A 26874-nucleotide genomic window follows, 5' to 3' on the forward strand; every position below is an offset into this window, starting at 1 on the left:
TGCCTAGGCTCGGGGCGTCCAGTCGGCGGCCTTGTACAGGGCCCGCGAGGAGGTGATCAGTTCCCGCCGCTCCCGCGCGGAGCCCACCATCGGCTGGGAGCCGTTGAGCGGCACCTGGGCGCTCTCCGGCAGGAACTTGACGGTCCCCAGGCCGATCACGCCGGCCAGCATGAGGTAGTAGGCCGGCATCAGGTCGTTGCCCGTGACGTTGACCAGGGCCGCGGTCACCAGCGGCGTGGTGCCGCCGAACGCGGCGACCGCGATGTTGAAGCCGATGCCCATGGCCGCGTAACGCACCGCGGTCGGGAAGAGCGCGGGCAGGGTCGCGGCGCTCGGCGCGGCGAAGCAGGCCAGCAGGGTGGACAGGATCAGTATGCCGCAGACCGGCGCCCAGGTCCCGTGCATCTTGATCAGCAGGAACGAGGGGACCGCGAGGACGATCATCGCGGCGGCCGAGATTCCGTAGACCGGGCGTCGCCCGACGTGGTCGCTGAGCCGGCCGATGAAGGTGATCAGCAGCACGATCCAGACCATGCCCAGCAGCACCAGCAGGTCGGCGGAGCCGCTGGAGCGGTGCAGGGTCTCGGTCTGATAGGTGGGCAGGAAGCCGGTGACCATGTAGTTCGTGACGTTGTAGAGCAGCACCAGACCCATGCAGATCAGCAGGGCGCCCCAGTGGTTCCTGACGACGGCCCGCAGCTCGCTGCCCGCCGACTTCTGGGCCAGGCTCCGCTCGTGCTCGTCGAGCTGCTGCTGGAAGGCGGGCGACTCCTCCAGCCGCAGCCGCATGTACAGGCCGATCACGCCGAGCGGCCCGGCGATCAGGAACGGCACCCGCCAGCCCCAGGCGATCATCTGGGCGTCGGTGAGGAGCAGGTTGAGCGCGGTGACCAGGGCGGAGCCCAGCGCGTAGCCGACGAAGGTGCCGAAGTCGAGCCAGCTCGAGAGGAAGCCGCGGCGCCGGTCGGGGGAGTACTCGGCGACGAAGGTGGTGGCGCCGCCGTACTCGCCGCCGGTGGAGAAGCCCTGGACCATGCGGGCGAGCAGCAGGAGGATCGGGGCGGCGATGCCGAGGGTGTTGTAGCCGGGGATCAGGCCGATGGCGAACGTGCCCACCGCCATCATGATCATCGTGGTGGCGAGCACCTTCTGCCGGCCGATCCGGTCCCCGAGCGGGCCGAACACGAGGCCGCCGAGGGGACGCACCACGAAGGCCGCGGCAAAGGTCGCGAAGGAGGAGATCACCTGGGCGCCGGGGGAGGCGCCGGGGAAGAAGACCTTCCCGATGGTGGCGGCGAGGTAGCTGTAGACGCCGAAGTCGAACCACTCCATGCAGTTGCCGAGGGCGGAGGCGCCGACCGCGCGCCTGAGCAGCGGCGGCTCGACGATCTGCACGTCCTCCTCGCGCAGGGCGCGCCTGGTGCGCCGCAGCCGGCGGGTCAGTTCCTGGCGGACCTGCCGGGGCAGTCGCGCGGCGGCCGTCCGGGGCCCGGTCCCGCCGGAGGGACCGGCCTGCCCGTCGGATGTCACGTTCACCACCACGTCACCTTGCCCTTGGGTGCTGTGTGCTCTGCGCGCATGTGCGGAGGTACTGGCATTCTGTGCGGATTCGGCTCTCGGTGCGTGTTGGAGCGGCTGCCCAGAACGCCGTTCTTCACGCGTACGACGACCGGCCCGCGGCCCGGGACGGGCGTCGGCCGCTGCACGCGGGGACCGGCGCCGGTACGTCTCGCGTCCCGCGTACGGGGGAAGATGAGATCGCGAGCGACAGCGGACAGCGGACGCACGAGCGACGCGGAGGAGCGTGGGTGCCATGCAGCACGAGCGAGCGGGCAAGCCGGCCGGACCCGAGGACCTGATCGACGTCGCCCGCCTGGTGACGGCGTACTACGCGCTGCACCCCGACCCGGCCGAGACCGGACAGCGGGTGGCGTTCGGGACCTCCGGACACCGCGGGTCGTCCCTGGCGACGGCGTTCAACGAGGACCACATCGCCGCGACCAGCCAGGCCATCTGCGAGTACCGCGCACGGCAGGGCACCGACGGCCCCCTGTTCCTGGGCGCGGACACCCACGCCCTGTCCGAGCCCGCGCGGGTCACCGCGCTGGAGGTCTTCGCGGCCAACGACGTCACCGTCCTCATCGACACGGCGGACGGCTACACCCCCACCCCGGCCGTCTCCCACGCGATCCTGACGCACAACCGCTCCCGCGCCTCGGGCCTCGCCGACGGTGTCGTCGTGACCCCGTCGCACAACCCGCCCCGCGACGGCGGCTTCAAGTACAACCCGCCCAGCGGCGGCCCGGCCGGTTCGGAGGCGACCTCCTGGATCCAGGACCGGGCCAACGAGATCATCGCGGGCGGCCTGAAGGACGTACGGCGCGTGCCGTACCCCCGCGCGCTGGCCGCGCCCGGCACCGGCCGCTACGACTTCCTCGGCGCCTACGTCACCGATCTGCCCAGCGTGCTCGACCTCGACGCGGTCCGGGCCGCCGGCGTGCGGATCGGCGCCGACCCGCTGGGCGGAGCCTCCGTCGCCTACTGGGGCCGCATCGCCGAGCAGCATCGGCTCGACCTGACCGTGGTCAACCCGCTCACCGACCCCACCTGGCGCTTCATGACGCTGGACTGGGACGGCAGGATCCGGATGGACTGCTCCTCGCCGTACGCGATGGCCTCGCTCATCGGGCAGCGCGACCGCTTCCGGATCGCCACGGGCAACGACGCCGACGCCGACCGGCACGGCATCGTCACCCCGGACGCCGGGCTGATGAACCCCAACCACTACCTCGCCGTGGCCATCTCCTACCTCTACGCCCACCGCACCCGGTGGCCCGCCGAGGCGGGTGTCGGCAAGACGCTGGTCTCCTCCGGCATGATCGACCGGGTCGCCGCGGACCTCGGCCGCCGGCTGGTCGAAGTGCCCGTGGGCTTCAAGTGGTTCGTGGACGGACTGATCGACTCCTCGCTCGGCTTCGGCGGTGAGGAGTCCGCCGGGGCGTCGTTCCTGCGCCGGGACGGTTCGGTGTGGACCACCGACAAGGACGGCATCGTCCTGGCCCTGCTCGCCTCCGAGATCACCGCCGTCACCGACCGGACGCCGTCCCAGCACTACGCGCAACTCACCGCCCGCTTCGGCGAACCCGCCTACGCCCGTGTCGACGCGCCGGCCACCCGTGAGGAGAAGGCCCGCCTGGCCAGGCTGTCACCGGCCCAGGTCACCGCCGACACCCTCGCCGGGGAACCGGTCACCGCCGTCCTCACCGAGGCCCCCGGCAACGGCGCCCCCATCGGCGGCATCAAGGTGACCACCGAGAACGCCTGGTTCGCGGCCCGGCCCTCGGGCACCGAGGACGTCTACAAGATCTACGCCGAGTCCTTCCGGGGCCCCGGCCACCTCTCCCAGGTCCAGGACGAGGCCGAACGCGTCGTCCACGCGGCCCTCGGCGGTTGACGGCGGCGCCACGACAGCGGCGGTGGCGCGGGAGAGAATCGGGATGAGTGGCCCGGCTCACATGGCATGACGAGGGCATGGCCGACACCATGGTCCTTTCACCGGCAGGCCGAAGGGATAGAGCATGTTCCGCAAGGTGCTGGTCGCCAACCGCGGCGAGATCGCGATCCGCGCTTTCCGCGCCGGCTACGAACTGGGCGCGCGAACCGTGGCCGTCTTCCCCTACGAGGACCGCAATTCGCTGCACCGGCTGAAAGCCGACGAGGCCTACCAGATCGGCCAGCAGGGCCACCCGGTCCGCGCCTACCTCTCCGTCGAGGAGATCGTCCGCGCGGCCCGCCGGGCGGGCGCCGACGCCGTCTATCCCGGCTACGGGTTCCTGTCCGAGAACCCCGAACTCGCCCGCGCCTGCCAGGAGTCGGGCATCACCTTCGTCGGACCGGACGCCGACACGCTGGAGCTGACGGGGAACAAGGCCCGCGCGGTCGCGGCCGCCCGCGCCGCCGGCGTGCCCGTGCTCGGCTCCTGCGCGCCCTCCACCGACGTCGACGAACTGGTCCGTGCCGCCGAGGACATCGGCTTCCCCCTGTTCGTCAAGGCGGTCGCGGGCGGCGGGGGGCGCGGCATGCGCCGGGTGGAGGAACCCGCCGCGCTGCGCGAGTCCATCGAGGCGGCGTCCCGGGAGGCGGCGTCCGCGTTCGGCGACCCCACCGTCTTCCTGGAGAAGGCCGTCGTCGACCCGCGCCACATCGAGGTGCAGATCCTCGCCGACGGCCGGGGCGACGTCATCCACCTGTTCGAGCGCGACTGCTCGCTCCAGCGCCGCCACCAGAAGGTGATCGAGATCGCCCCCGCGCCGAACCTCGATCCCGCGCTGCGCGAACGGATCTGCGCCGACGCGGTGCGCTTCGCCCGGGAGATCGGCTACCGCAACGCGGGCACAGTGGAGTTCCTGCTCGACCGCGACGGCAACCACGTCTTCATCGAGATGAACCCGCGCATCCAGGTCGAGCACACGGTGACCGAGGAGGTCACCGACGTCGACCTGGTCCAGGCGCAGATCCGCATCGCCGCCGGCGAGACCCTGGCCGACCTCGGGCTCTCCCAGGACACCGTCACCCTGCGCGGCGCCGCCCTGCAGTGCCGTATCACCACCGAGGACCCGGCCAACGGCTTCCGCCCGGACACCGGCCGCATCAGCGCCTACCGCTCCCCGGGCGGCTCCGGCATCCGCCTGGACGGCGGAACCACCCACGCGGGTACCGAGATCAGCGCGCACTTCGACTCGATGCTCGTCAAACTCACCTGCCGCGGACGCGACTTCAAGGCCGCCATCGGCCGGGCACGGCGCGCCGTGGCCGAGTTCCGCATCCGCGGGGTCGCCACCAACATCCCGTTCCTCCAGGCCGTACTGGACGACCCCGACTTCCAGGCCGGGCGGGTCACCACGTCGTTCATCGAGCAGCGGCCGCACCTGATGACCGCGCGCTCCTCCGCCGACCGCGGCACCAAGCTGCTCACCTACCTCGCCGACGTCACCGTGAACAAGCCGCACGGGGAACGGCCAGAGGTGATCGACCCGGTCACCAAGCTGCCGCCGCTGCCCGCGGGCGAGCCGCCCGCCGGTTCCCGGCAAAGGCTCGTCGAACTCGGCCCCGACGGCTTCGCCCGCCTCCTGCGCGAGTCGCCGACCATCGGCGTCACCGACACCACCTTCCGTGACGCGCACCAGTCGCTGCTCGCCACCCGGGTGCGCACCAAGGACCTCCTCGCCGCCGCCCCGGTCGTGGCGCGGACCCTGCCGCAGCTGCTGTCCGTGGAGTGCTGGGGCGGCGCCACCTACGACGTCGCCCTGCGCTTCCTCGCCGAGGACCCCTGGGAGCGCCTGGCCGCCCTGCGCGAGGCGGTGCCCAACATCTGCCTCCAGATGCTGCTGCGCGGCCGCAACACCGTGGGCTACACCCCGTACCCGACCGAGGTGACCGACGCCTTCGTCCAGGAGGCCGCCGCCACCGGCATCGACATCTTCCGCGTCTTCGACGCCCTCAACGACGTGGGCCAGATGCGGCCGGCCATCGACGCCGTACGCGAGACCGGGACGGCGGTCGCCGAGGTCGCCCTGTGCTACACCGGGGACCTGTCCGACCCCTCCGAGCGCCTCTACACCCTGGACTACTACCTGCGCCTGGCCGAGCAGATCGTGGATGCCGGAGCGCACGTCCTGGCCGTCAAGGACATGGCCGGGCTGCTGCGGGCGCCCGCCGCGGCCCGGCTCGTCTCCGCGCTGCGCCGCGAGTTCGACCTGCCGGTCCACCTGCACACCCACGACACCGCGGGCGGTCAGCTCGCCACCTACCTCGCCGCCGTGCAGGCCGGGGCCGACGCCGTGGACGGCGCGGTGGCCTCCATGGCGGGCACCACCTCCCAGCCGTCGCTGTCGGCGATCGTCGCCGCCACCGACCACTCCGACCGGCCCACCGGCCTCGACCTGATGGCGGTCGGCGACCTGGAGCCGTACTGGGAGACCGTCCGCAAGATCTACGCCCCGTTCGAGGCGGGCCTGGCCTCGCCGACCGGACGCGTCTACCACCACGAGATCCCCGGCGGTCAGCTCTCCAACCTGCGCACCCAGGCCGTCGCGCTGGGTCTCGGCGACCGCTTCGAGGACATCGAGGCCATGTACGCCGCCGCCGACCGCATCCTGGGCCGCCTGGTCAAGGTCACGCCGTCGTCCAAGGTGGTCGGCGACCTCGCCCTGCACCTGGTCGGCGCCGGTGTGGCGCCGGAGGACTTCGAGGAGTCACCGGACCGGTTCGACGTCCCCGACTCCGTGATCGGCTTCCTGCGCGGTGAGCTGGGCACGCCGCCCGGCGGCTGGCCCGAGCCGTTCCGCACCAAGGCGCTCAGGGGCCGCGCGGACGCCAGGCCCGTCACCGAGCTCACCGCCGAGGACCGCACCGGCCTGGAGAAGTCCCGCCGCGCCACGCTCAACCGGCTGCTCTTCCCCGGTCCGACACGGGACTTCGAGGCCCACCGCCAGGCCTACGGCGACACCAGCGTGCTGGACAGCAAGGACTTCTTCTACGGGCTGCGCCCCGCCGACGAGTACGCCGTCGACCTGGAGCCCGGCGTGCGGCTCCTCATCGAGCTCCAGGCCATCGGCGAGGCGGACGAACGCGGTATGCGCACCGTGATGTCCACGCTGAACGGCCAGCTCCGCCCGATCCAGGTCCGCGACGCCGCGGCGGCCTCCGACATCCCCGTGACCGAGAAGGCCGACCGGGCCAACCCCGGCCATGTGGCGGCACCGTTCGCCGGCGTGGTGACCCTCGCGGTCGCCGAGGGCGACGAGGTGGAGACCGGCGCGACCGTCGCCACCATCGAGGCGATGAAGATGGAGGCCGCCATCACCGCCCCCAGGTCCGGCCGGGTGACCAGGCTGGCCATCAACCAGATCCAGCAGGTGGAGGGCGGCGACCTCCTCGTCGAGGTGGGCTGACCCGGCCCCCGCACGGCGCGCCACCCGTCCGGCGGGTGGCGCGCCGTACGGTTGCCGTGACCGGCGTCGCCTACGGGCCGACCGGGACCGGGCGTCTGCGCCGGGGAGTGTCCGTGCGGGACGTCTGGGCGACGAGCGTGGTGGTGGGCGTCGTGCGTGGGTGGCCGCCGGTGCGGGACAGCCAGGCCTGGTAGGCCGGGGACTGGCGGGCCGCCTCCCAGTAGGACTCCTCCAACTCGCCGTAGGCGAGGTCGAGTTCTGACTCGGTGCGGGCCGCCAGCAGCAGTCGTACTCCGATGGGGTCGCCCTGCAAGGGGCGGATGGCGAGTTCGGCGCGGTGGCGAGCGGTGGGCTGGCTGACCGTCACCACCTCGCCGGTGGCGGCCAGGGAGTAGGCGGTGAGGTAGTCGCCGTGCAGCATGTCGGAGTCGAGCCCCGCCTCGCGCAGCACGCGGCACAGCGCGTCCCATTCGCCGTCGACCGTGGAGTCCACCATCCAGCGGTCGCCCGCGAGGTCGGCGAGCCGTACCTCGGGCAGCGCGGCGGCCGGATGGTCGGCGGCCAGGGAGACGAACTGCGGTTCACGCTCGACCAGTACGCGCACGCAGAGCCCGGCCGGGATGCGCAGCGGGCTGCCCTCGACCTCGTGCACGAAGGCCATGTCCAGCCGCCCCGAGGCGACCAGGCGCAGCAGGCAGTTCGCGGAGGCGTCCATCTGGAGGGTGGGCTCGGTGCGCGGCACGCGGGTGCGCAGCCGGCGTAGCCAGCCCGGCAGGGCCCGGCTCGCGGTGGCGCCGATGCGCAGCCGTGTACCGCCGGCCGCCCGGGCCGCCGCCGCCCGCGCCTCGGTGACGATGGCGGCGAGTTCGGAGACGAGGGGTCTGGCCCGGCTCAGTACCGCGTGTCCCAGCGGCGTGGGCCGGCAGCCCGCACGGGTCCGCAGGAAGAGCGGACCGCCGAGCGCGTGCTCGATGCGGCGCAACTGAGTGCTCAACGAAGGCTGCGCCACGCCGAGTTGCCGAGCCGCCTTGTGCAGGCTGCCGTGGTCGGCGATGGCGCACAGCACACGCAGGTGCCTCACATCGAGCTCCATGGGAGGGAGCGTAGGGAAGCCTGTGACGCCGCACCAGACGTTCAAATCCCAACGGAACCAGCTCAATCGTACGAGTCGGCCCCGATAGCCCGGCGTTATCCCCGGTTGCCATCATCCGCCGGCCCGTTGGTGTGCCCGAAACTCCTGCGTGACCGATCGTTCACCACCCCACACGAACGAGTAGGAGCCCCCCACATGAAGGCGTCCCGTACCTCCTCCACGTCTGCGAAGACCTCCAGGAGGCTGCTGGCCCTCGCGCTCGGCCTCGGCCTGGCCTCCGCCGCCCTGGGCACCGCGACCCCGGCGAGCGCCGAGACCGCCCGCTCCGCGCCGTCCGCCTCCGCCGCGTACGCCCAGTACGCCGGCTCGGCGGAGAGCGCCGCCAACAACAAGGCGTTCTTCGAAGCGGTGCTGAAGTCCGTCGCCGAGAAGCAGGCCGCCCACCCGACCCTCCAGTCGGTGACCGTCTACTACAACGCCTCCCAGGCGCCGAGCTTCGCCTCGCAGATATCGAACGCGGCCTCCATCTGGAACAGCTCGGTGTCCAACGTCAAGCTCCAGGCCACCTCGGGCAGCGGCGACTTCGCGTACTACGAGGGCAACGACTCGCGGGGCTCCTACGCCTCCACGAACGGCCACGGCAAGGGCTACGTCTTCCTCGACTACGCGCAGAACCGGCAGTACGACTCGATCCGTGTCACCGCCCACGAGACCGGCCACGTGCTGGGCCTGCCCGACCACTACAGCGGCCCGTGCAGCGAGCTGATGTCCGGCGGCGGCCCAGGCACGTCCTGCACCAACCGCTACCCCGACGCCAACGAGCGCGCCCGCGTCAACCAGCTCTGGGCCAACGGCCTCGCGAAGGCCATGAAGGAGCTGGACAAGGCGAACTGACGTCCCGCCCCCCACTGGTGCGGGCCGCCCACCCCACGGGGCGGCCCGCACCGCTGTGTGGAGCGAGCAGCCGGCCCTGGTTGCTGAGGTCGGTGCCCTTCCCCACAGCCCGATGTCAGGTCAGTGCCGACTGACCTTGGTAATACGGCACTTCAGCCCATCGGGCGCCTTGGCGAGACCCCCGGCCTTCTCGTGTGCCTTCTGGCCCGCTGCCAGGTTGTTCACCATCGCCACGCCCTCGCTGGAGCGCGCGCCGGAGCCGTCGACGAACTCGACCTGCACCATGTATGAGCGGCTGCGCGAGTCGTGATTCTCGATGGTCAGCTCGGCCTGCGGGAAGCCGGCGAGATTGTCGGTCGACGAACACTTCGTGATCTTGACGTCGTCCTCGGGCTTGTGCACCCCGGCCGGCTTCGACTCCGCCTTGGTATCGCCACTGCCCCCCGAGCTGGTGCCGGTGCCGGTGCAGCCCGTCAGTACAGCCGCAGCAGCGGCCACCGCCGCCAGCCAGATACGCGTACGCATGTCGTGAGTGCCTCCCCCTGATGAGCCTACGGACCGCAGAACGTAGCGGCTCGAATCCGGTCGGTAAACCCCGAACCTGGCGGTAAGCACCCCAACGAGGCAACCGTCAACAGCCTGACCGACGCTTGCGTGTCCGGACGGCACTGTGCGCACGCCGGTACCTGCTGCCGCAGCGCCTTCAGGGCCTGCGGCCGGCTCACCGGTACACGCCGTCCACCGTCCTACGCCGTACGAGGCCATGCCGTCGCCACCGGCACCGCGCGCCGGGCGGGAGCGGGGTCGAGGGTCCGGGCGGAGGCGTTGGCGATCGCGTAGTACGCCAGGACGCCGAAGGAGGAGAAGCCGATCGCGCCCCGGATGTGGCCCTCTTCCCGTTCTGGGTCACCGACGGGTGTTCGACGGCAGTGGGGGTACGCGGAGTTGCGGGAGATGCCGTTCCACTGGCTGGAGCCACAGGGCAGGCGTTCCGGAAGAAGGCGACCGCAAATGAACTTCGTAGAACTCGCCGACGACCCCGTTACCGACCTCATCGTGTGGTTCGCCATCATGGGCGCGATTCTGCTTGTGGCTCTTGCGACCATGCTGGTGAAGACCAGGCACCGTTGACCGAGCCGCATTTCCGCAGGTCAGCGAATCCCACCGAGAGCCCGTCTCGCCATCCTTCCCGGTCCTGTGGTCGTTACGTTTGTCGACCATACGTTGCCAAAACGGGATGGTATCGGGATGGCTGGGACGAACGTGCTGGTATGGGTACTCCTCGGTGGCTGTGTCGTGGCGCTCGGCGCGTGCGTCGTCGGCGGCCCGGCCGTCGTCGTGCGGGGCAAGGTGGAGATCGCCCGTATCCACGCGGGCGCGGCCGGCAGGCCTCGCAAGGGCTGACCGGCCCGGGTCAGTACTTGCTGACGATCTCGGGGTCGGTGTCCTTCTGCCGCTTGTACCAGTCGATGGGCACGAGGACCTTGACTGTGCTGCCCGTCGTGACGACCTTGTGGTCCGTGCCGCGCTTGGAGCGGCGGGGCACCTTGCGGGCGCGGGCGATGATGCGGACCCGTTCTTCGTCCCATGGCAGGTGCCACCTGTTCGAGGTCGTGGAGCGGGACGTCCTCTACCGGGACGGGCAGGCGGCGGACGGCGGCGGACGCTGATCGATCCCCGGACGGTCGAGGACCCCTACGGCCGGGAGGTCATCGAACGGCTCATGGCGGCAGGGGCGGCGCTGGCGTTGGCGCTCGTGGACGGCCCGTACGGGCTGCCGGTGTGCCTGGCCTACCTGTGGTCGGAGGACGTCCCGACCGTGTTCGCCGGTGGGGGCTGCCACACCGGCCCGGCCATTGCGCTGACCCGGGCGGTGACCGAGGCCGCCCAGTCCCGCCTGACGGCCATCGCGGGGACCCGGGACGACCTCGCCGGCGATCCCGCCCCGCTCGACTCCGTGTCCTTCCGCCCGGCACGGACCGAGGAGCTTGCCTCGTGGTCGGCGGCGGCCCGCTTCGCCCCGCCGCGCGGCGGCTTCGCCGACCAGCGGGCAGGTGGCGCGACTGGTCGAGGACGTCACCGGTCATGAGCTGGTGGCCCTGGACCTGTCCGAGGAGGGCGATCCCATCCACGCCGTACAGGTGATCTGTCCGGTACCCGCTCGCGGATCAGGAGGGCGGTGCCCCGATGACACACCCCACCATTACCCCCGGCACCGCGCCGCCCGCGTCCCCGGCTGCGGCTGCGTTCGACGCGTTCCACGCCGCGCGGGCGCGCACAACCCTGGTCGCCCGTCTTTACGCCGAGGCGATGGGGGAGGGCTACCCGGCGGAGGTCGCCGCCTCCAGCTCCTGGGACTGGCCCCTCCTCGGGCTGATGACGGCCCGGCTGCGGATGCGGCCCGGCCAGCTCCTCGTGGACGCGGGTTGCGGCACCGGCGGCGTCGGGCTGTGGCTGGCCCGAGCCCTGTCCGCCCGCCTGATCGGCCTCGACCTCTCGCGTGTCGCCGTCGGGCAGGCCATCGGCCGCAGCGGGCAGTTCCTCCCCGCCGGGCGGGCCGCCTTCCGCGTCGCCGGGCTGGAGGCCACCGGGCTACCGGACGGCTGCGCTCACGGCGTGGTCTGCGTGGACGCCCTGAGCCGCGCCGCGGACCGGGACCAGGCCGTGCGTGAACTCGGCCGGGTCCTGGCGCCCGGCGGCCGGCTGGTCCTCACCCGGGCGCTACGGCGCGGCGCCGAACCCGTGTGAGGGGAGCAGGCCCGCGCGGCCGGGCTCATCGTGGAACACGTCGACGAGCGGCCCGGCGAGCCCGAGATGTGGGGACGGCTCTACCGGCAGTGGATCGACCACGCCGACGAGTTGCGGCGCGACCTCGGCGACGTCCAGGCGGAGAACATGCTCACGGAGGCCCGCCGGGTACTGCCCGCGCTTCCCGGCCGCCGCGCGGTCCTCCTGACCCTGCGTCGGCCCGCAACCTCACCGGCCGCGCCCGGAGCGGTCGATACGATGGCCCGGCCCGGCCGGCGCCCCGACGGCGGCCCGCCCCCAGCGAGAGGACCACCCAGTGAGCCAGCCCCGCGCCCGTGCGGCGGTGTTCTCGGCCGGCTCCTGGGGCACCGCAGCGGCCAAGATCCTCGCCGACGCCGGTAGCGACGTGATCGTGCACGCCCGGCGCAGCGAGATCGCCGCCGCGATCAACACCAGCCACCGCAATCCGGCCTACTTCCCGGACGTCGACCTGCCCGACTCCCTGACGGCCACCACCGATCCGGCCGCCGCGCTGGACGGCGCGGACTACCTCGTGCTGTCCATCCCGGCGCAGTCCCTGCGGGCCAACCTCGCCGCCTGGGCCCCGCACATCGGGCCGGACACCGTGCTTGTGTCGCTGATGAAAGGCATCGAGCGGGACACTGGGCTGCGGGCAAGTCAGGTCATCGCCGAGGTGGCCGGTGTGAGCGCGGACCGGGTAGCGGTGCTGTCGGGGCCGAACCTGGCCCGAGAGATCATGGAAGGCCAGCCGGCCGCCGCCACCATCGCCTGCCCCGACGAGGACGCCGCGCGCGCCTTCCGGACGGCGTGTCACACGCGATACTTCCGGCCGTACACCAGCACCGACGTGGTCGGCTGCGAGCTGGGCGGCGCGGTGAAGAACGTGATCGCGCTCGCGACCGGCATTGCGTGCGGCATGGGCCTTGGCGACAACGCCACCGCCCTGCTGATCACCCGGGGCCTGGCGGAGACCACCCGACTGGGCACGGCCATGGGCGCCCACCCGGCCACCCTCGCCGGGCTGTCCGGCATAGGGGACATGGTGGCCACCTGCACCTCCCCGCTTTCCCGGAACCGCACCTTCGGCGCCCACCTCGGCCAGGGCATGACGATGGACGAGGCCGCGGCCGCCACGCGGCAGACCACTGAGGGCGTCAAGTCAGCTGAGGCGATCCTCGCCCTCGCCCGCGCCCACGGCGTCGAGATGCCGATCACTGAGGTGATTTCGTCTTTGCTCCACGGCGACGTCACGCTCGACGAGGCTGCGGCCGTGCTGATGCAGCGGCCCCCCAAGCCCGAGCGCTGACCCCGGGGCGGCCCCGCCCGTGGGCCGCCCGCCCCCCTTCCTTCACCCTCCCTGTTCTCGGAGGCTCCTCATGCATGGTTCCGTGCTGCCCGCTGTCCAGGCTGCCGTCACGGTCGCCCTGGTCGTGTGGATGGTCACCGGCTTCACACCCCTGACCGGCCGCTGGATGCGCTGGAAGATGTTTTGCCGGGCCACGTTCACGATCATCACGCTCACCGGCACCACCAGAGACGGCCGCACCGAGCCGGTGAACGTCTACGACTGGCTTTCGCCGGGCTCGTTCATCCTCGGTCCGCCGCAGCTCCAGACGATCGTCAACCACCTCGTGGCGTCCGGCCGTTACGCCAGGGTCGACGGCCACGGCCGCGTGCTGTCCGCGCACGGCGAGCAACCTGTAGAGGTGAGGAGCAGCCGTGTGGTTCTTTGACGCCCTCGCCTCCGGCTTCCAGCACCCCACCGACCCCGCGCGCCTCCAGGCCTTCCGGATCGTGTTCGGGACCGTGCTCGCCGCACGGTTCGCGCTCTCCTTCGGCCAGGGCGGATGGGACCGCCTCACCCCCGGCTCGCTCAGTGCCCACGTGGTGGAACAGCGCTTCGGTCCGGCGCGCGCCGGGCTGCTGTTCGCGGTCTACCGGCCCGCACTGATCGTCCGCACCGCGGCGGCCGTCGCCCTGGCCGTCGGCGTCGCTCCCCGCCTGGCGCTGCTGCTGGTCCTGGCCGGGGCCGCGATGGAATTGCTCTACCTCAAGAGCCCGAACGCGATCCGCTACAGCTTGCTCACGGGGGCCTGCCTGCTGCTCGCCGGGAACCTCGGCGCCGGCCTGCACATCGCTCACGGCTCCAGCACGGCGAACACGTGGGCGCAGGTCCTCCTCGTCCTGGTCACCACCGACATCTACTGGAACTCCGCTTGGCAGAAACTGGGGTCCGAGTAGGAACGGAACAGAAAACCGGTGCAGCCGTCAAATCTTTTGACGGGCCGTGAGTTGGGCTGCCAGGGTGCGTCCATGAGTGACGACCCGACGATCGGCTTCCTGAAGGCGGACGTGGCGCGGTTCTGCGCCGGTCTGGAGGAACTGGCCCCGGCGATCCGGCTAAGGCTGCTCGTCGAGCTGCGAGCCGCGCTGAACGAGGTGACGGACGCGGCCTTGGACGAAGGCATGGCCGCGGCGAAGGCGGAGGGCTGGGGGCTGAGGCAGATCGGCGACCAGGTGGGCCTCTCGCACGAGAAGGTCCGCTACCGGCTCGCCCAGGCCGCGGGCAGGGGCGAGCCGGCAAGGGAGCCGTGCTAGACCGTGGTGGTCTTCTCGGGCTTGGCGGTGGAGCGGAGCTGTCCGCCCTGGATCTCGACGGGCAGGGCGAAGCTGTAGCGGCCGTGGAAGTTGATGTGCGCGAACTTCAGCGGTGAGAGGCGGGCGATGTCCTCGTCACGGACGTGGATGCCCTCGGCGCGCATCTCGCCAATGATCTTCTGGAAGTACACCGTGTTCCACAAGACAACGATGTTGAGCATCAGCCCCAGTGCCCCGAGCTGGTCCTCCTGGCCTTCGCGGTAGGACTGCCTGAGTTCGCCCTTCTGTCCGTGGAAGATCTTCCGAGCGAGTTCGTGACGCGATTCCTGCCGGTTGGGCTGGGTGTTGACCCTGCGGCGCAGGAGTTCGTCGGTGAAGTACGAGGACAGATACGCGCTGCGGTCCAGGCGGCCGAGTTCCATGACGGCCTTGCCCGTGGGGGTGGGCTTGCCGCCGGGCGCGAGGACGCGCAGTGCCTCGGAGGCTTTGATCGTGCCGGAGTGCAGGGACCCGGCCAGGCGGAGCATCTGATCCCAGTGGGCGGTGATGTGCTTGAGGTTGATCTTGTCTCGGGTGACCGGGTTGAGCGGGCCGTAGTCGGCGTCCGGATCGGCGCGGTAGAGGGTGGCGCTGCCGACGTCGGCCAGGCGCGGGGAGAACTGGTAGCCCATGAGGCGGAAGAGCCCGAAGACGCTCTCACTGGCGCCGTGCGTGTCCGAGGTGATCTCGACCGGGCGCAGGGCCGTCTCCTGCTCCAGGAGGCCGTCGAGGATGTAGAAGGAGTCGCGCTGGGTGCCGGGGATCAGGATGCCGTGCAGGCCGCTGAACTGGTCCGAGAGGAAGTTGTAGAACGTCACGCCGCGTCGGCGGGTGCCGAAGTACTTAGGGTTCGGGCCAGAGTGAGGGTGCGGATCGGGGTGACGAAGCGCAGGCCGTCGGCGGAGGCCAGCTCGCCGCCGCCCCACGCCTGCACCAGCGGCAGGCGCATGTGGTAGTCGACCAGGCGGGCGTTGGCCGTCGACAGGGTCTGTGCGCGGATGTAGTTCTGCTCGACCCAGAACAGGCGGTCGCGGTTGAGGGCGTCGACGCCGTCGTGGACGATCGGCTCGATGCCGACGTTGGTGGCCTCCGAGGTGAGGACCGCGGCCACGGACAGGGGAAGGTCGTCCATGCGCGAGTTGGCCTCGGAGACGTGGGTGAAGTCGGACAGGTAGGGCACCCAGGAGTCGACCTCCAGCACGATCTCGGGAAGGTCGACGGCGGGCATGCGCGCCTCGATCTCCTTGTTCAGGTCGATCAGGGAGGCGGGCTCGTCCAGGCGATCCAGGCCGGTGAGGATGATGCGGTCGCGGCCGCCCTGCTGCTCGATGCGGACGTTGGGGTTGGCCGACAGGCCGTCGGCGAACTCCCGGTGGGCCCTGTCGAGCCGATCGGTCCAGGCACCCAGGATCTTGTCGGGCTTGGGGTCGAGGTCGAGTTCCTCGCAGACCCGGGTGCGGGCCGCCTCCCACGCGGCGTCTTGCAACAGGCGGGCGTTGGGGTCGCCCCACTTGCGCAGGCCCGGCACGAACACCTCGTGACGGTGCAGGGCCGGCGCAGGGCCTCGGCGGAGGCGACGACCAGGGCGCGCTTCTCGACGCTGCCCACGGGCATCGGCGGGGGCGGGAAGACCAGGCGCCGCCAGGCGGAGGTGAGCATTTTGGCGGGGACTTCCCACGCCTGGATGGGGCGGCGCCGGCCCTTGAGCGACTTCACGAAGCCGATCGCGTCCAGCACCGGTTCGCCCGCCGGGCTGGCCTCGAAGGTGAACGTTTTGAGCAGGCCGGGCAGGAAGCGGGCGATGGTGTTGTAGCGAGCGGCGAGCATCTGCTCGGCGCCGTCGTCGGGCTGCTGGGCGAGGACCTTGACGGTGTCGGCCGCCGCGTGGACGGGGCCGACGTCCATCGCGTCGAGCATTGCGCGTACGTCGCCGTCGGGGTCGGCGGCCGTGGTGCAGATGGCGAGCCAGGCTTTGCATAGCTCGATCGCGGCGGCGTCGAGGTCTTTGAGCGTCCGCAGTCTCTGCTTGGTCATCTTGGTGGCGGAGCTGCGGATGATGTCGCCCATCACCAGGTCGAAGACCTCGATCGCCTCGTCGGCGGCGAGCTGCGGCATGACCGCGGCGAAGGCGACCAGGGTGGCCAGGCGCCGGTCGCCGGCGAGGTCGGAGACGGCCTGGGCGCGGGCGGCCTTGGCGAACCGCACCAGGGCCTGGAGTCGTCCCGGCGGTATCGCGTCCAGCTTCCACGCGTGGCCGCCGAAGGCGCGCAGGGATTCGTAGCGCTCCAGGGCCTTGCCCACCCCGGTCGCGGAGATGTCGCGCGGTGAGCGGCGCAGGCGGTCCAGCTCGGACAGGCGCTTGCCGGCGGGGACGACGACCAGTTGCTGCAGACGTTCGGCCTGCTCCGTGGTCGGGGCGGCGGCGAGGGTGGCCCACAGGCGTTTCTCGGCGCCCTCGCGGGTGCCGGAGACCAGGCGTTCCAGCACGGTCACCCCGGGCAGCACCACCTTCTTGTCCACCAGGCGCTTGGTCGCGAGGTCGAACAGCAGGGTGGGACGTTCGTTGCCGATCCAGGCCCGCTGGTACATCCAGCGGGCGAGCGCGAACCACTGGTCGAACCCGAACTTCGTGTACTCGTACTCGGTGCGGATCTGCTCCTGGTGGTCCCAGCGGGCCTCACTTGTGCCGTACCCGGCGAGCTCGCCGGGGTCCAGGCCGAGCTGCTCGGCGACATAGCCGACCACGACCGCGGGCACGTCCTCGGGGTTCTCCAGGAAGGTGCCCAGATAGCGGAGGGTGCCGAGCTGGAGGACCCAGCCGATCCGGTTCCGCGCGCTCCGGGCGGCCATTGCCCGGCGCCGTGCGGTCTGATCCAGCAAGAAGGACCCGGCGAGCTGTCCCTCGTCCGGATCTTCGGTGAAGTGACCGAAGCGTTTGCGCTGTTCATCGCTCAGAAAGCTGGTGGGCACCGGACCGCTCCTTGATCCGTCGGCGTGATTCGCGCGCGACGGTGCCAGGCGGGCTGACAGTGCGTGAGGTGATCCCCGATTCCAGCGCAGAGCATCACCCCATGTGATAGGCGGGCGGGGCGGCTTTACGCGGCGGCGGTGGGCTCCAGCCGGTGCAGGTGAGCTGTCCACAGGCGGCACTCACGTCGGCGAGCACAGCCTCGTACTCGGCGCCGACGGGCGAGATCATCGAGACGGTCACGGTGAGCAGGACCTTGGCGCGGCCTTCACGGACTTTGGTCCGGGTCACGAAATCGGCGCACGATCAGCCGGACCGGGATCCGTCGGCTGATCGTGCGCCGGCGAACGCGATGTTCACGGAGCGGTGTGTCTGGTGTGCGTCTGGCTCGTGTGCGGTCAGCGGGCGGCGAGGGTCTCGGCGGTTTCTGCCTCGGCGGTGACCGCAGGTGTTGTGTTCTTGGGGCCGCGGAAGACGATGTAGACGAGCAGGGCGCCCATGACGGCGGCGCCTGCCCACATGGACTGCTGCCAGCCGTCGACGAAGGACTGCTGGGCTGCGTGGAGCAGGTCCTGGGCGTGCGGGCCGGCGTTGCCGGCTGCTTCGACGGCGTTGGCAACGCCGTCGCGGGCGGTGTCCGCGGTTCCCTGCGGGATGCCGTGCAGCCGGTTGTCGATGGCGCTGCGGTAGCCGTTGGCCAGCAGCGCGCCGAGCAGAGCGACGCCGAGTGCGGTACCGAACTCGCGGGTGACGTCGTTCAGGGCGGAGGCCACGCCCTGCTTGGCGCGCGGCAGGGACGCGGTGATGGCGGTGGTGGACGGGGTCATCGACAGACCCATGCCCAGTCCCATGACGAGCAGTCCGGGCAGGATGGACAGGTAGCCGCCCTTGGCGGAGACGAGCAGGGCCACGAGTACGAGACCGAGTCCGGCCAGCGCGATGCCCGCGGCCATAGTGGAGCGGGAACCGATGCCCGCGGCGAGCTTGGGGGCCAGGCCGGAGGTGGCCATCATCATGACGGCCATGGGCATCATGGCGGCCGTGGACAGCAGTCCGGACCAGCCGAGCACGGCCTGGAAGAACGGGAAGAGGACCACGCCGATGCCCGCCTGGACACCGAAGACCACCAGCAGTGCGATCGAGCCGCCGCTCAGGCCGCGCTCGCGGAACAGCCGCACGTCCAGCAGTGCGCTGTCGCGGCGGTGCAGCTCCCAGGCCACGAAGCCGATGGCCGCGAGGAGACCGACGGCGAGGCTGATCAGAGTGATGGGGGCGGTCCAGCCGCGTTCGGGGCCTTCCTGCAGGACGAAGATGAGGCCGGTCACGGCGAGGGTGGAGAGCAGCGCACCGGCGGTGTCGAAGCGGTGGGCCGAGGTCTCGCGGGAGTTGGGAACCGACTTCGCCGTCATGGCCAGGGCCGCGAGGATCAGGGCCACCGGCAGAGCGAACAGCCAACGCCAGGAGGCGACGTCGACGAGGAGGGCGGAGAGGAACATGCCCAGGATGCCGCCGCCGCCGGCGACGCCGGTCCATACGCCGATCGCCTCGCCGCGCTGTTCCTCGGGGAAGGTAGAGGTGATGACGGCCAGGGTGATCGGCATGATCATCGCGGCGCCGATACCGCTGGCGACGCGTGCGGCAATCATCACCTCCGCCGTCGGGGCCAGGGCCGAGACGACGGTGGCGACGCCGAAGAAGCCCAGTCCGGCGAGGAGCATGGGCTTGCGTCCCAGGCGGTCGCCGATGGCGCCGAGCGGCAGCAGCAGGGCGGCCAGGGCGAGGGTGTAGATGTTGATGATCCACAGGACCGTGTTCTGCGAGGCGCCGAACTCCACTGCCATGTGGGTCTGCGCGACGTTCAGCCCGGACACCGAGGCGATGACCGACATCAGCGCGAGGGAGACGGTGATCAGGACCGTCCGCAGCTGACGCGCGTCTGGGCTGCCTTCGCCACTGGCTGGCGCGGCATGTGGGGGCTGGGGTGTGCTCATGGATTTCCTCACAAATAGGCATGCCGAGCTGACGCCGGGCAGGGCCGGTCGGTGGGTGAACGGGGCGGGTTGGGCCGGGCGGTCGGCCGGGCCCCCGGAAGGCGTTGTCAGGGGGTGGGTGTCTCGCCCCGCGCGGCGGCGAGCGCGGCGTCGGTGTCCGCGGTGACCAGCACGGCATTGATGTGGGAGCCGGCCAGGGCGCCGGCCGCGGCAGAAGCGCCGACCTGGGCGGCAAGGTCGGTGGCGTTGCCTGCCACCCACACGCCCGGCACCTCGGTGGTGCCGGCCATGCCGGAGGCGAAGCGGCGGCCCATGTGGCCTGGCAAGTCCTCCATGGGAAGCTTCAGCGCGTCCAGGCCCTCGGTGCGGGCCTGCATCTGTGTGGCGACCGCGAGGACGCGGCGGCCCACAACCTGGCCGCCGGTCAGGCGCAGCCCGGCGAGGGTGCCGTCCTCGTGGTTGACGACCTCCTGCACCGGGGTGTCGACGATGGGGATGTTGCGGGCGGCGAAGCGGGCGCGGGTGTCCTCATCCAGGGCAGTGCCGTGGGTGAAGTAGGTCAGGTCCTCGGTCAGTTGGCGGAACAGGAATGCGTGGTGGACGGAGGCCGGGCCGGTGGCGAGGACGCCGATGGGCTGGTCGCGGACCTCCCAGCCGTGGCAGTACGGGCAGTGCACCACACTGTCTCCCCAGTGTTCGGCGAGGCCGGGGACCTCGGGCAGCACGTCCCGCAGACCCGTGGCCACCAGGAGGCGACGCCCGGTGATGCTGTGGCCGTCAGCCAGGGTGAGGGTGAAACGCAAGTCTCCGTCGGCCGACGGGGCGGCCGGGGCGGCAGAGGCCACCGTGCCAAAGACGATGTGTCCGCCGTACTGGCGGACCTGCTCCCGGCCCCGCCGGAGGATCTCGCGCGGCTCGGTGCCGTCCAGCACGATGAAGCCGTGCATGGCCGCAGCCGGCGCGTTGCGCGGGGAGCCGTTGTCGATCACGACGACCGACCGGCGGGAGCGGGCCAGAGTCAAAGCACCGTTCAGGCCTGCGGCACCCCCGCCGATCACCACTGCGTCGACGGTTCCACCGGGCAGTGCGTCGCTCGCGTACGGAGAAGTCGTCATAGCCATGTCCTCCTGCTGTTTCGTCATGCGTGGTCCCAGACACTGCGGACCATCTACACAGACGCTAACCCCGCATTGCATCTAAGGCATATAATGTTGCTCGTGACGCAAGAAAGTGGAGAGCTGGACGGCCTCGTACGCAAACGAATCCGCGCGCTGCGGGTGGCGCAGGGCCTGTCACTGGAAGAACTGGCCACCCGCGCCCACCTCAGCCAGTCCTCACTGAGCCGCATCGAGAACGGCCAGCGCCGCCTCGCACTGGACCAGCTGGTCACCCTCGCCCGCGCCCTGGACACCACGCTGGACCAGCTCGTGGAGACCGCCACCGACGACGTCGTCACCAGTCCGACGATCGACAGCGCCCACGGCCGGATGCGCTGGACCCTGAAGGCCGACCCCAGCATGAGCGTGGTGCGCCAGCGCCTGACCGACCCCCCGCCCGACAACCCCGCCCGCATGCGCGCCCACCCGGGGCGCGAGTGGCTCGTCGTGCTGTCCGGCACCGCGATCCTCATGCTCGGCCAGCGCCGCTTCCGCATCGAGACCAACCAGGCCGCCGAGTTCCCCACAATGATGCCGCACGCGATCGGCGCCGGGGGTGGACCCTGCGAGATCCTGGGTCTCTTCGACCGCGACGCCCGCCGCGGCCACCAGCGCGACGACGGCGACGCTCAAAGCCCTCCCGAATGACGGCGCGAGCCACACGACGGCCTCCGCAGCGGTGCCCTTTTGCGCGTCACGCAGCAGCTACGGCCATCGTCTTGCGCAAACAGGGAGACAGTACGCCTCTGGCGCATAGTCGACTTACGGTGAAGAGCGTGAACCAAGCACACACGCACACCCCCCACCACGGCGTTTCGCACGGCCACCACCACGAGCAGGACACCAGCGATCAGGCGGAGATCCTCGACCTGGACGCCGAGGTCCTCGCCGAGCACACCGCCTCCATCACCGAGTCGCTGCCACTGAAGACCGCCCCCGGCCACATCGTGGACCTCGGCTGCGGCACGGGCGCGGGCACCTTCGCCCTCCTCGACCGCTTCCCCGACGCGCACGTCACCGCCGTCGACACGTCCGCCGAACACCTTCAGCGCCTGCGCACCAAGGCGTGCACCCGCGGCGTCGAGGAACGCGTGCGCACCGTGCAGGCCGACCTCGACGACGACGCCTGGCCCGACCTCGGCTCGCCCGACCTGATCTGGGCATCGGCATCGATGCACCACATGGCCCACCCCGAGCGCGCGCTGCGCACCGTCCACGACGCGCTCGCGCCGGGCGGCCTGTTCGCCGTCGTCGAACTGGCCGGCCACCCCCGCTTCCTGCCCGAGAATGCCCCCAAGGAGCGGCCCGGCCTGGAAGAGCGCGTCCACGCCGCAGCCGACCGCCGCCAAGCCGAACACATGCCCCACCGCGGCGCCGACTGGGGCCCGATGCTGACCGCCGCCGGCTTCACCGTCGAGGACGAACGCACCATCGCCGTGGACATCGAGGGCGACCGCAGCGAAGCGATCGGCCGCTACGCCCTCGGCGTCCTGCAACGCATCCGCAGCGTCATCGCCGACAGGCTCTCCCCCGAGGACCTCTCCGCGCTCGACCGGCTCCTCGACACCACCAGCCCGCACAGCATCCTGCGCCGCGACGACCTGACGGTACGCACCGAACGCACCGTCTGGGCCACCCGCCGCGCCTGACCCCTGACACGGGGTGCCACGTCCGGCGCGGTCACACGGAAGCAGGCCGTCACGTCCGCGTGACACAAGGGCATTCTCACAAATGACCATCTGTGCGAGTTCTGCGAGAGCCCCGGAACGTGATCCGTTTCCGCAGGTCCCGATTCGCAGAAGTCCTCTCAGAACTCGGGCGTTCTGCGAGACACCTTCTGCGACACTGATCGCGTGGATCTGACGCCCGATCAAGCCGAGACACGGTAGAACGCAACGACTGCCCCAAGTGCGAGGCGCCCGCCGGGAGCGCGTGCCGAACGCGCGGCGGGAAGACCGCGACGAAGTACCACACGCCGCGCTGCGCGAGGAACTCGAAGTCCTCATCCCCGCAGACCGCTCACCCGGCCGCCCCTGGAAGCAGGGACCGGCCCCCGCCGCGGTGCCCGCGCAGCGCACCGCAAAGCCCATCCGCATCGGGTACGCCAGGACGTGAACAGCCCGCCAGGAGCTGGCGAGCCAGCTCGAAGCCCTCCGAGTAGCGGAGTGCCACAAGATCTACCAGGAGCAGATCAGCACCCGGATCAAGGTCCGGCCCGAGCTTCAGGCCGCGCTCAAGCTGGCCCGCCAGTTCAAGGAAGTCGCCCCCGACGCCCCGGTCATCTTCACCGTCCACGAGCTCAAGCGCCTCGCGCGGAACGCGGCCCAGTTGATGACGCTGTCCGCCGAGCTCCAGGCCGACGACATCCAGCTCGAACTCCTCACCGGCCCGCTCGCCGGCATCTACGACCCCAATGGCATGGGCGCCATGTTCTTCGCCGTCCTGGCCGTCGCCGGGCAGATTGAGCGCAACTACATCCGGGAGAAGACCCTCGAGGGACAGGTCAGCGCCGCGAAGAAGGGCAACCACGGCGGACGCCCCAAAGTCATCGACGACGACATGCTCACCTTCGCCCTCGCGCTCAAGGACAAGGGGGTCCCCGTCCCCGAGATCGCGGGCAAGCTCACCATCAAGACCGGCAAGAACAAGGACAAGCACCCCTCCGTCGCCTCGCTCTACCGCGCGTTCGCCGAAGCCGAGCAGGCGGCGGAGGTGCGCTCGTGAGCGCAGAGACGGACGCCCACATCACGGCCCGTCAAAAGATTTGACGGCTGCACCGGTTTTCTGTTCCGTTCCTACTCGGACCCCAAACTCCGCAGCCCCCAGTTCCGCAGCGGGCTCTACCTGGCGCAGTGGGTGCACGTCTACAGCCAGATGCGCGAGCGACTCCCCTATCGCCGCCAGTATGCCGTCCCCGGCATCGTCCGCCGGTACATGGGCAACCTGACCGACCGCAACGTCCGCCTGTGGCGGCTCGTCTCGGCCGCCGTCATCGCCTTGGAGGTCGCACTGCCGCCGGCGCTGCTCGTTGAGCAGACGATGCCGTACGCGGTCGCCGCCGGTATCGGGATGCACGTCGCGTTCACCTGTTTGAAGCCGCGCCAGCTCGTCACGTTTTCCAGCCTCACAGTCGGCACGTACGTGGCCTTCGCTGCTTGAGGCGCGGCCCCTTTCGGTCAACCTGGCGGCCGACGCGGGCTCGTGGAGCCCGGGAGCCGTACGGGCTGGTCAGGGCACTGCGCGTTCCCGTGTTCCCGGTGGTGTTCCCACGGGAACACGGACGCCGTCCCGAGGCGGGCTGACGCGGGTTGAAGCGTGGATGCTTCCGCAGGTCGGAGAGAAACCGCAGGTCAGAGCATGTGCGAGGGGCCCTCTGCAGCCTTGTTCCGGCGGGCCGCCATCACCGCGTAGACGAGGACGCCCGCGAACAGGAACAGCACGCCCTGGTAGACCGCCGCGTACCCGGCGCCCGCGACGAGCCACAGGGAGAAGGCGGCCGCTCCGCCCGCCACGACGGCGTCGCGCACCAGCCGTGCCCGGTCGACCCGTTCGCGCCGCCCCGAGACGAGGTGGAAGATCTGCGCGGCGGTGGCCAGCAGGTACGGCACGGTCGCGGTGAACGTGGTGACGAGGACCAGCACCTCGAAGACCTTCGCCGAACCCGACATGTAGTTGTAGACGGTGAGCAGCGAGGCGAGGACGACGGTGACGGCGACGCCGAAGGTCGGCACGCCGCGCTGCCGGCGCCCGAACGCGGCGGGGAACAGGCCGTCCCGGGCCGCCGCGTAGGGGGTCTGCGCGCTCAGCAGGGTCCAGCCGTTGAGGCAGCCGGTCATCGACACCAGTGCGGCGAGCGCGACGGCCCATCCGCCCCAGGAGCCGCCGAACATGGCGTTCACGGCGTCCGAGAAGGGCGCGGTGGACTTCACCAGACGATCGTGCGCCACCGTGCCGAACACCGAGAGCGTGCCCAGCAGATACACGAGCGCGGCCCCGGTGGTGCCGATGACGGTGGCCCGTCCCACGTTGCGCCGGGCGTTCTTGACCTCGCCCGCGCTGACGGCCGCGGACTCCACGCCGAGGTAGGAGAAGAGCAGGATCGCGGCGGCGGCGGACACCGCGCCGACCGTGCTGCCGCCGCCCTCGTGGAACGGTCCGAGGTTGCGCGGGTCGAAGAAGAACAGCCCGCCGACGGCGACGAGCAGCAGCGGCACGAACTTCAGCACGGTGGCGACGAACTGCACGGCGCCCACGTACCGGGTGCCCGCGAAGTTGGCGAGCGCGGGCAGCCATTGGATGGTGAGCGCGGCCAGGCACGCCGTCCAGCGGTGGCCGCCGACCGGGATCAGTACGTCGAGGTAGCCGACGGCGGCGACGGCGAGCGCCGCGTTCGACACCCAGGTGGTGATCCAGTACGCCCACGCGGCGAGGAATCCGGCGAAGTCGCCGAAGGCCTCGCGGGCGTAGACGTAGGGGCCGCCGGTACGGGGGTTCCGCTCCGCGAGCCGGCCGAAGACCAACGCGAGGGCGATGGCGCCGAGGGTCAGGACACCGAAGGCGACCAGGCTGACCGTGCCGTACGGGGCGACGGAGGCCGGGAGCAGGAAGATCCCGCCGCCGATGATGTTGCCCATGACCAGGGCGGTGGCGACGGGGAGCCCGAACTGCCGGGCGTGCCTGCCGGAAACTTCGGAGGGGTTGGGGGTGGGGTCCTCGGCGGGGGTGGTGGCCGCGGGGTTCTCCCGCGGGGCCGGAGCCGACGGAGGGGCGGTTCCGGGGACGTGCATGGGGTGGTGCGCCTCTCTTCAAAACTGGTGCCCGGGGTGGCCGGGACGGACCCCATGGTCCGGCATGGCCCGATACCGCTCCAAATCGCACGCTTATGTCCCGTATCGGACGGTGCCGCACCGAAAAAAATGAGCCATCGTGCACCCTGGGCCGCCGATCGTCCTGCGCCCCTGCCCGTCGTCCGGTCGCACCGCGGTCCCTTGTCCGGCCGGGCCGCGGACCCCTGGCTGCGCCCGGCGCGCCAACTGACCGTCACGATCCCATCACAGAGCCGACATGACATCCGCCATTTTCGGTCATCGGTCGGATGATGTTGTTTTCCGCCTCACCGTCATCACATGTCCAAGGGGGATCATGCGCATCCGTGTCACCGCCGTTGCGGCCGCGGTCTTCGGTTGTCTCGCCCTGACCGGCTGCACCGGCGGCTCCGGCACCGCCGACCGCGAAACCACCGACAACGCCGAGCCCGCCGCCGGCCAGGGCGAGCCGGACTCGACGGGGTACATCAGCGAACGGACCTTCATCCCCTGGCCGTTCACGGTGGCCTCCGGCAACCTCGCCTGTGCCGACCAGGCCGTCACCTTCATCACCGCCGAAGGTACCTACGGTCTCAACAGCCGTGCCCGGCAGAAGCACCCCGGGCCCGACCCCATCTGGGCCGGCGACCCCAACAACCCCGGGAAGAACATCCCCCTCGACGGGGTCATCGACCGCGGCCTGGAACTCTGCAAGTAGTCCGGGCCCACCTCCCGCTCCGGGCGCCCCACCCCTGGCGTCCGTGGCGGCGGCCCGGGCTCGCCGGCCCCCGCCGCGCGGGGCGGCCGGACTGCGGGCGGATCACCCCACGACGACCGTGGCGCCGGCCAGGGTGAGCGCGGTGCGCAGGTCGGACGGGCAGGGCCGGTCCGTGATGAGGGTGTCGAAGCCGTCCAGCTCGCACACGCGGTGGGCGGCCGTGCGGCCGAACTTGCTGGAGTCGGCCAGCACATAGCGGTGCGAGGCGTTGGCGAGCATGGCCCGCTTGGTGGCGACCTCGTCGAGGTGGAAGTCGGTGAGCCCGTAGGGGGCTATCCCGCCGGAACCGAGGAAAACGGCGTCCGCGCGCAGGTTGCCGAAGAACTCGACGGCCTGGGCGTTGGAGCAGGCGAGGTCGCCCGCCCTGAGCCGCCCGCCGCTGACCAGGACCTCGACCCGGGGGCGTGTGCTGACCTCCGCGGCCACGAGCAGGGACGGGGTGGCGACGACGCCGGCGTGGTCGGCGGGCAGTGCGCGGGCCACCTCGAGCGCCGTGGTGCCGACGTCGATGACGACGGTCTGGTTCGGCTCGATGAGCGCCGCCGCCGCCCGGCCGATGGTCTCCTTCTCCGCGGCCAGGCTGCCGCTGCGCTCACTGAAGGGAGCCTCCTCGCCGACCGGCGCCTGGGCGCTGGTGGCGCCGCCGTGCACCCGGGACAGCTCGCCGCGCCGCTCGAGCAGGGCGAGGTCCCTGCGGACCGTTTCGTGGGAGACGCCGAGCAGCGTGGTCAGGTCGTCGGTGGTGACGAACTTCAGCCGGGCGATCTCGGCGACGATTCTGCGGTGGCGCTCGGCGGCGAGCACGCCCACCTCCCTGGGTGATGACCGT

26 protein-coding genes and 2 pseudogenes are annotated in these 26874 nt (G+C 71.2%); 16 read left to right on the plus strand and 12 right to left on the minus strand.

Annotation, left to right across the window (positions count from 1 at the left end):
* Positions 1-3: 3 nt before the first annotated feature.
* Positions 4-1539, minus strand: coding sequence for an MFS transporter (locus tag ACF09J_RS28155; protein WP_392308258.1), 1536 nt, complete (start codon positions 1537-1539; stop codon positions 4-6).
* A 274-nt stretch (positions 1540-1813) separates the two neighbouring features.
* Here ACF09J_RS28155 and pgm point away from each other — a divergent pair, with 274 nt between their 5' ends.
* Both pgm and ACF09J_RS28165 read left to right on the plus strand, forming a co-directional pair.
* On the plus strand, positions 1814-3454 hold the full coding sequence (gene pgm, locus ACF09J_RS28160) for a phosphoglucomutase (alpha-D-glucose-1,6-bisphosphate-dependent) (protein WP_392308259.1): 1641 nt from the start codon (positions 1814-1816) through the stop codon (positions 3452-3454).
* Positions 3455-3578: 124 nt separating this feature from the next.
* Complete coding sequence (locus ACF09J_RS28165) at positions 3579-6953, plus strand: pyruvate carboxylase (protein ID WP_392308260.1); 3375 nt, start codon at positions 3579-3581, stop codon at positions 6951-6953.
* A 70-nt stretch (positions 6954-7023) separates the two neighbouring features.
* Here the strand turns inward: ACF09J_RS28165 and ACF09J_RS28170 are convergent, their stop codons facing one another.
* A complete protein-coding gene (locus ACF09J_RS28170; RefSeq protein ID WP_392308261.1) occupies positions 7024-8046 on the minus strand; it encodes a LysR family transcriptional regulator in 1023 nt (340 codons plus the stop codon).
* A 195-nt stretch (positions 8047-8241) separates the two neighbouring features.
* Between ACF09J_RS28170 and snpA the strand changes: the two genes are divergently transcribed.
* Positions 8242-8940, plus strand: a complete 699-nt coding sequence (gene snpA, locus ACF09J_RS28175) for a snapalysin (RefSeq protein WP_392308262.1) — start codon at positions 8242-8244, stop codon at positions 8938-8940.
* A 120-nt stretch (positions 8941-9060) separates the two neighbouring features.
* Here snpA and ACF09J_RS28180 read toward each other — a convergent pair whose 3' ends face one another.
* Both ACF09J_RS28180 and ACF09J_RS28185 read right to left on the minus strand, forming a co-directional pair.
* Entirely contained in the window at positions 9061-9465 is a 405-nt protein-coding gene (locus ACF09J_RS28180; protein ID WP_392308263.1) for a hypothetical protein, read from the minus strand.
* Positions 9466-9491: 26 nt separating this feature from the next.
* Positions 9492-9671 (minus strand): annotated as a pseudogene (locus ACF09J_RS28185) (DUF6233 domain-containing protein); the annotation flags it as partial.
* A 517-nt stretch (positions 9672-10188) separates the two neighbouring features.
* On the opposite strand from ACF09J_RS28185, the gene ACF09J_RS28190 reads away from it, so the two are divergent.
* Complete coding sequence (locus tag ACF09J_RS28190; protein ID WP_392308264.1) at positions 10189-10344, plus strand: hypothetical protein; 156 nt, start codon at positions 10189-10191, stop codon at positions 10342-10344.
* 10 nt (positions 10345-10354) lie between these two features.
* On the opposite strand, the gene ACF09J_RS28195 is transcribed toward ACF09J_RS28190, so the two are convergent.
* Positions 10355-10486 carry a hypothetical protein gene (locus ACF09J_RS28195; RefSeq protein WP_392308265.1) on the minus strand — a complete coding sequence of 44 codons (132 nt, stop codon included), beginning with the start codon at positions 10484-10486 and terminating at the stop codon, positions 10355-10357.
* Between the two features lie 48 nt (positions 10487-10534).
* Between ACF09J_RS28195 and ACF09J_RS28200 the strand changes: the two genes are divergently transcribed.
* The 6 genes from ACF09J_RS28200 to ACF09J_RS28225 all read left to right on the plus strand — a co-directional run bounded on the left by ACF09J_RS28200 (position 10535) and on the right by ACF09J_RS28225 (position 14307).
* Entirely contained in the window at positions 10535-11029 is a 495-nt protein-coding gene (locus tag ACF09J_RS28200) for a YcaO-like family protein (protein WP_392308266.1), read from the plus strand.
* Positions 11030-11127: 98 nt separating this feature from the next.
* A complete protein-coding gene (locus tag ACF09J_RS28205; RefSeq protein WP_392308267.1) occupies positions 11128-11688 on the plus strand; it encodes a class I SAM-dependent methyltransferase in 561 nt (186 codons plus the stop codon).
* Between the two features lie 316 nt (positions 11689-12004).
* Positions 12005-13015, plus strand: coding sequence for an NAD(P)H-dependent glycerol-3-phosphate dehydrogenase (locus tag ACF09J_RS28210; RefSeq protein ID WP_392308268.1), 1011 nt, complete (start codon positions 12005-12007; stop codon positions 13013-13015).
* Positions 13016-13085: 70 nt separating this feature from the next.
* Entirely contained in the window at positions 13086-13442 is a 357-nt protein-coding gene (locus tag ACF09J_RS28215) for a hypothetical protein (RefSeq protein WP_392308269.1), read from the plus strand.
* Positions 13429-13950, plus strand: coding sequence for a hypothetical protein (locus ACF09J_RS28220; protein WP_392308270.1), 522 nt, complete (start codon positions 13429-13431; stop codon positions 13948-13950). Before ACF09J_RS28215 ends, ACF09J_RS28220 begins: the two co-directional genes overlap by 14 nt.
* A gap of 72 nt (positions 13951-14022) precedes the next feature.
* Positions 14023-14307 carry a hypothetical protein gene (locus tag ACF09J_RS28225; RefSeq protein ID WP_392308271.1) on the plus strand — a complete coding sequence of 95 codons (285 nt, stop codon included), beginning with the start codon at positions 14023-14025 and terminating at the stop codon, positions 14305-14307.
* Here ACF09J_RS28225 and ACF09J_RS28230 read toward each other — a convergent pair.
* The 5 genes and pseudogenes from ACF09J_RS28230 to ACF09J_RS28250 form a co-directional block, all read right to left on the minus strand.
* Positions 14304-15574 (minus strand): annotated as a pseudogene (locus tag ACF09J_RS28230) (Tn3 family transposase). The gene ACF09J_RS28225 and the pseudogene ACF09J_RS28230 overlap by 4 nt on opposite strands.
* 29 nt (positions 15575-15603) lie before the next feature.
* Positions 15604-17316, minus strand: a complete 1713-nt coding sequence (locus tag ACF09J_RS28235; protein WP_392308272.1) for a DUF4158 domain-containing protein — start codon at positions 17314-17316, stop codon at positions 15604-15606.
* Positions 17317-17410: 94 nt separating this feature from the next.
* On the minus strand, positions 17411-17605 hold the full coding sequence (locus ACF09J_RS28240; RefSeq protein WP_392308273.1) for a hypothetical protein: 195 nt from the start codon (positions 17603-17605) through the stop codon (positions 17411-17413).
* Positions 17606-17712: 107 nt separating this feature from the next.
* Positions 17713-19305, minus strand: coding sequence for an MFS transporter (locus ACF09J_RS28245; protein ID WP_392308274.1), 1593 nt, complete (start codon positions 19303-19305; stop codon positions 17713-17715).
* Positions 19306-19412: 107 nt separating this feature from the next.
* A complete protein-coding gene (locus ACF09J_RS28250) occupies positions 19413-20426 on the minus strand; it encodes an NAD(P)/FAD-dependent oxidoreductase (protein WP_392308333.1) in 1014 nt (337 codons plus the stop codon).
* 87 nt (positions 20427-20513) lie between these two features.
* Between ACF09J_RS28250 and ACF09J_RS28255 the strand changes: the two genes are divergently transcribed.
* From ACF09J_RS28255 to ACF09J_RS28275, 5 genes are all read left to right on the plus strand, one after another.
* Entirely contained in the window at positions 20514-21110 is a 597-nt protein-coding gene (locus ACF09J_RS28255) for a helix-turn-helix domain-containing protein (protein WP_392308275.1), read from the plus strand.
* Between the two features lie 119 nt (positions 21111-21229).
* Positions 21230-22111: a class I SAM-dependent methyltransferase gene (locus tag ACF09J_RS28260; RefSeq protein WP_392308276.1), complete on the plus strand. Its 882-nt coding sequence runs from the start codon at positions 21230-21232 to the stop codon at positions 22109-22111.
* A 283-nt stretch (positions 22112-22394) separates the two neighbouring features.
* A complete protein-coding gene (locus tag ACF09J_RS28265; protein WP_392308277.1) occupies positions 22395-22577 on the plus strand; it encodes a hypothetical protein in 183 nt (60 codons plus the stop codon).
* Positions 22578-22637: 60 nt separating this feature from the next.
* Positions 22638-23186 carry a recombinase family protein gene (locus ACF09J_RS28270; protein WP_392308334.1) on the plus strand — a complete coding sequence of 183 codons (549 nt, stop codon included), beginning with the start codon at positions 22638-22640 and terminating at the stop codon, positions 23184-23186.
* A 132-nt stretch (positions 23187-23318) separates the two neighbouring features.
* On the plus strand, positions 23319-23621 hold the full coding sequence (locus tag ACF09J_RS28275) for a hypothetical protein (protein WP_392308278.1): 303 nt from the start codon (positions 23319-23321) through the stop codon (positions 23619-23621).
* A 191-nt stretch (positions 23622-23812) separates the two neighbouring features.
* Here ACF09J_RS28275 and ACF09J_RS28280 read toward each other — a convergent pair whose 3' ends face one another.
* The gene (locus tag ACF09J_RS28280; protein ID WP_392308279.1) at positions 23813-25249 is read right to left on the minus strand and encodes an amino acid permease; all 1437 of its coding nucleotides are present in this window, start codon (positions 25247-25249) and stop codon (positions 23813-23815) included.
* Positions 25250-25604: 355 nt separating this feature from the next.
* On the opposite strand from ACF09J_RS28280, the gene ACF09J_RS28285 reads away from it, so the two are divergent.
* A complete protein-coding gene (locus tag ACF09J_RS28285; protein ID WP_392308280.1) occupies positions 25605-25985 on the plus strand; it encodes a DUF2511 domain-containing protein in 381 nt (126 codons plus the stop codon).
* A 102-nt stretch (positions 25986-26087) separates the two neighbouring features.
* Here ACF09J_RS28285 and ACF09J_RS28290 read toward each other — a convergent pair whose 3' ends face one another.
* Positions 26088-26849 carry a DeoR/GlpR family DNA-binding transcription regulator gene (locus ACF09J_RS28290; RefSeq protein ID WP_392308281.1) on the minus strand — a complete coding sequence of 254 codons (762 nt, stop codon included), beginning with the start codon at positions 26847-26849 and terminating at the stop codon, positions 26088-26090.
* Between the last annotated feature and the right edge of the window lie 25 nt (positions 26850-26874).

Source organism: Streptomyces sp. NPDC014889 (assembly GCF_043081205.1).
In the GTDB taxonomy this organism is placed as follows: domain Bacteria; phylum Actinomycetota; class Actinomycetes; order Streptomycetales; family Streptomycetaceae; genus Streptomyces.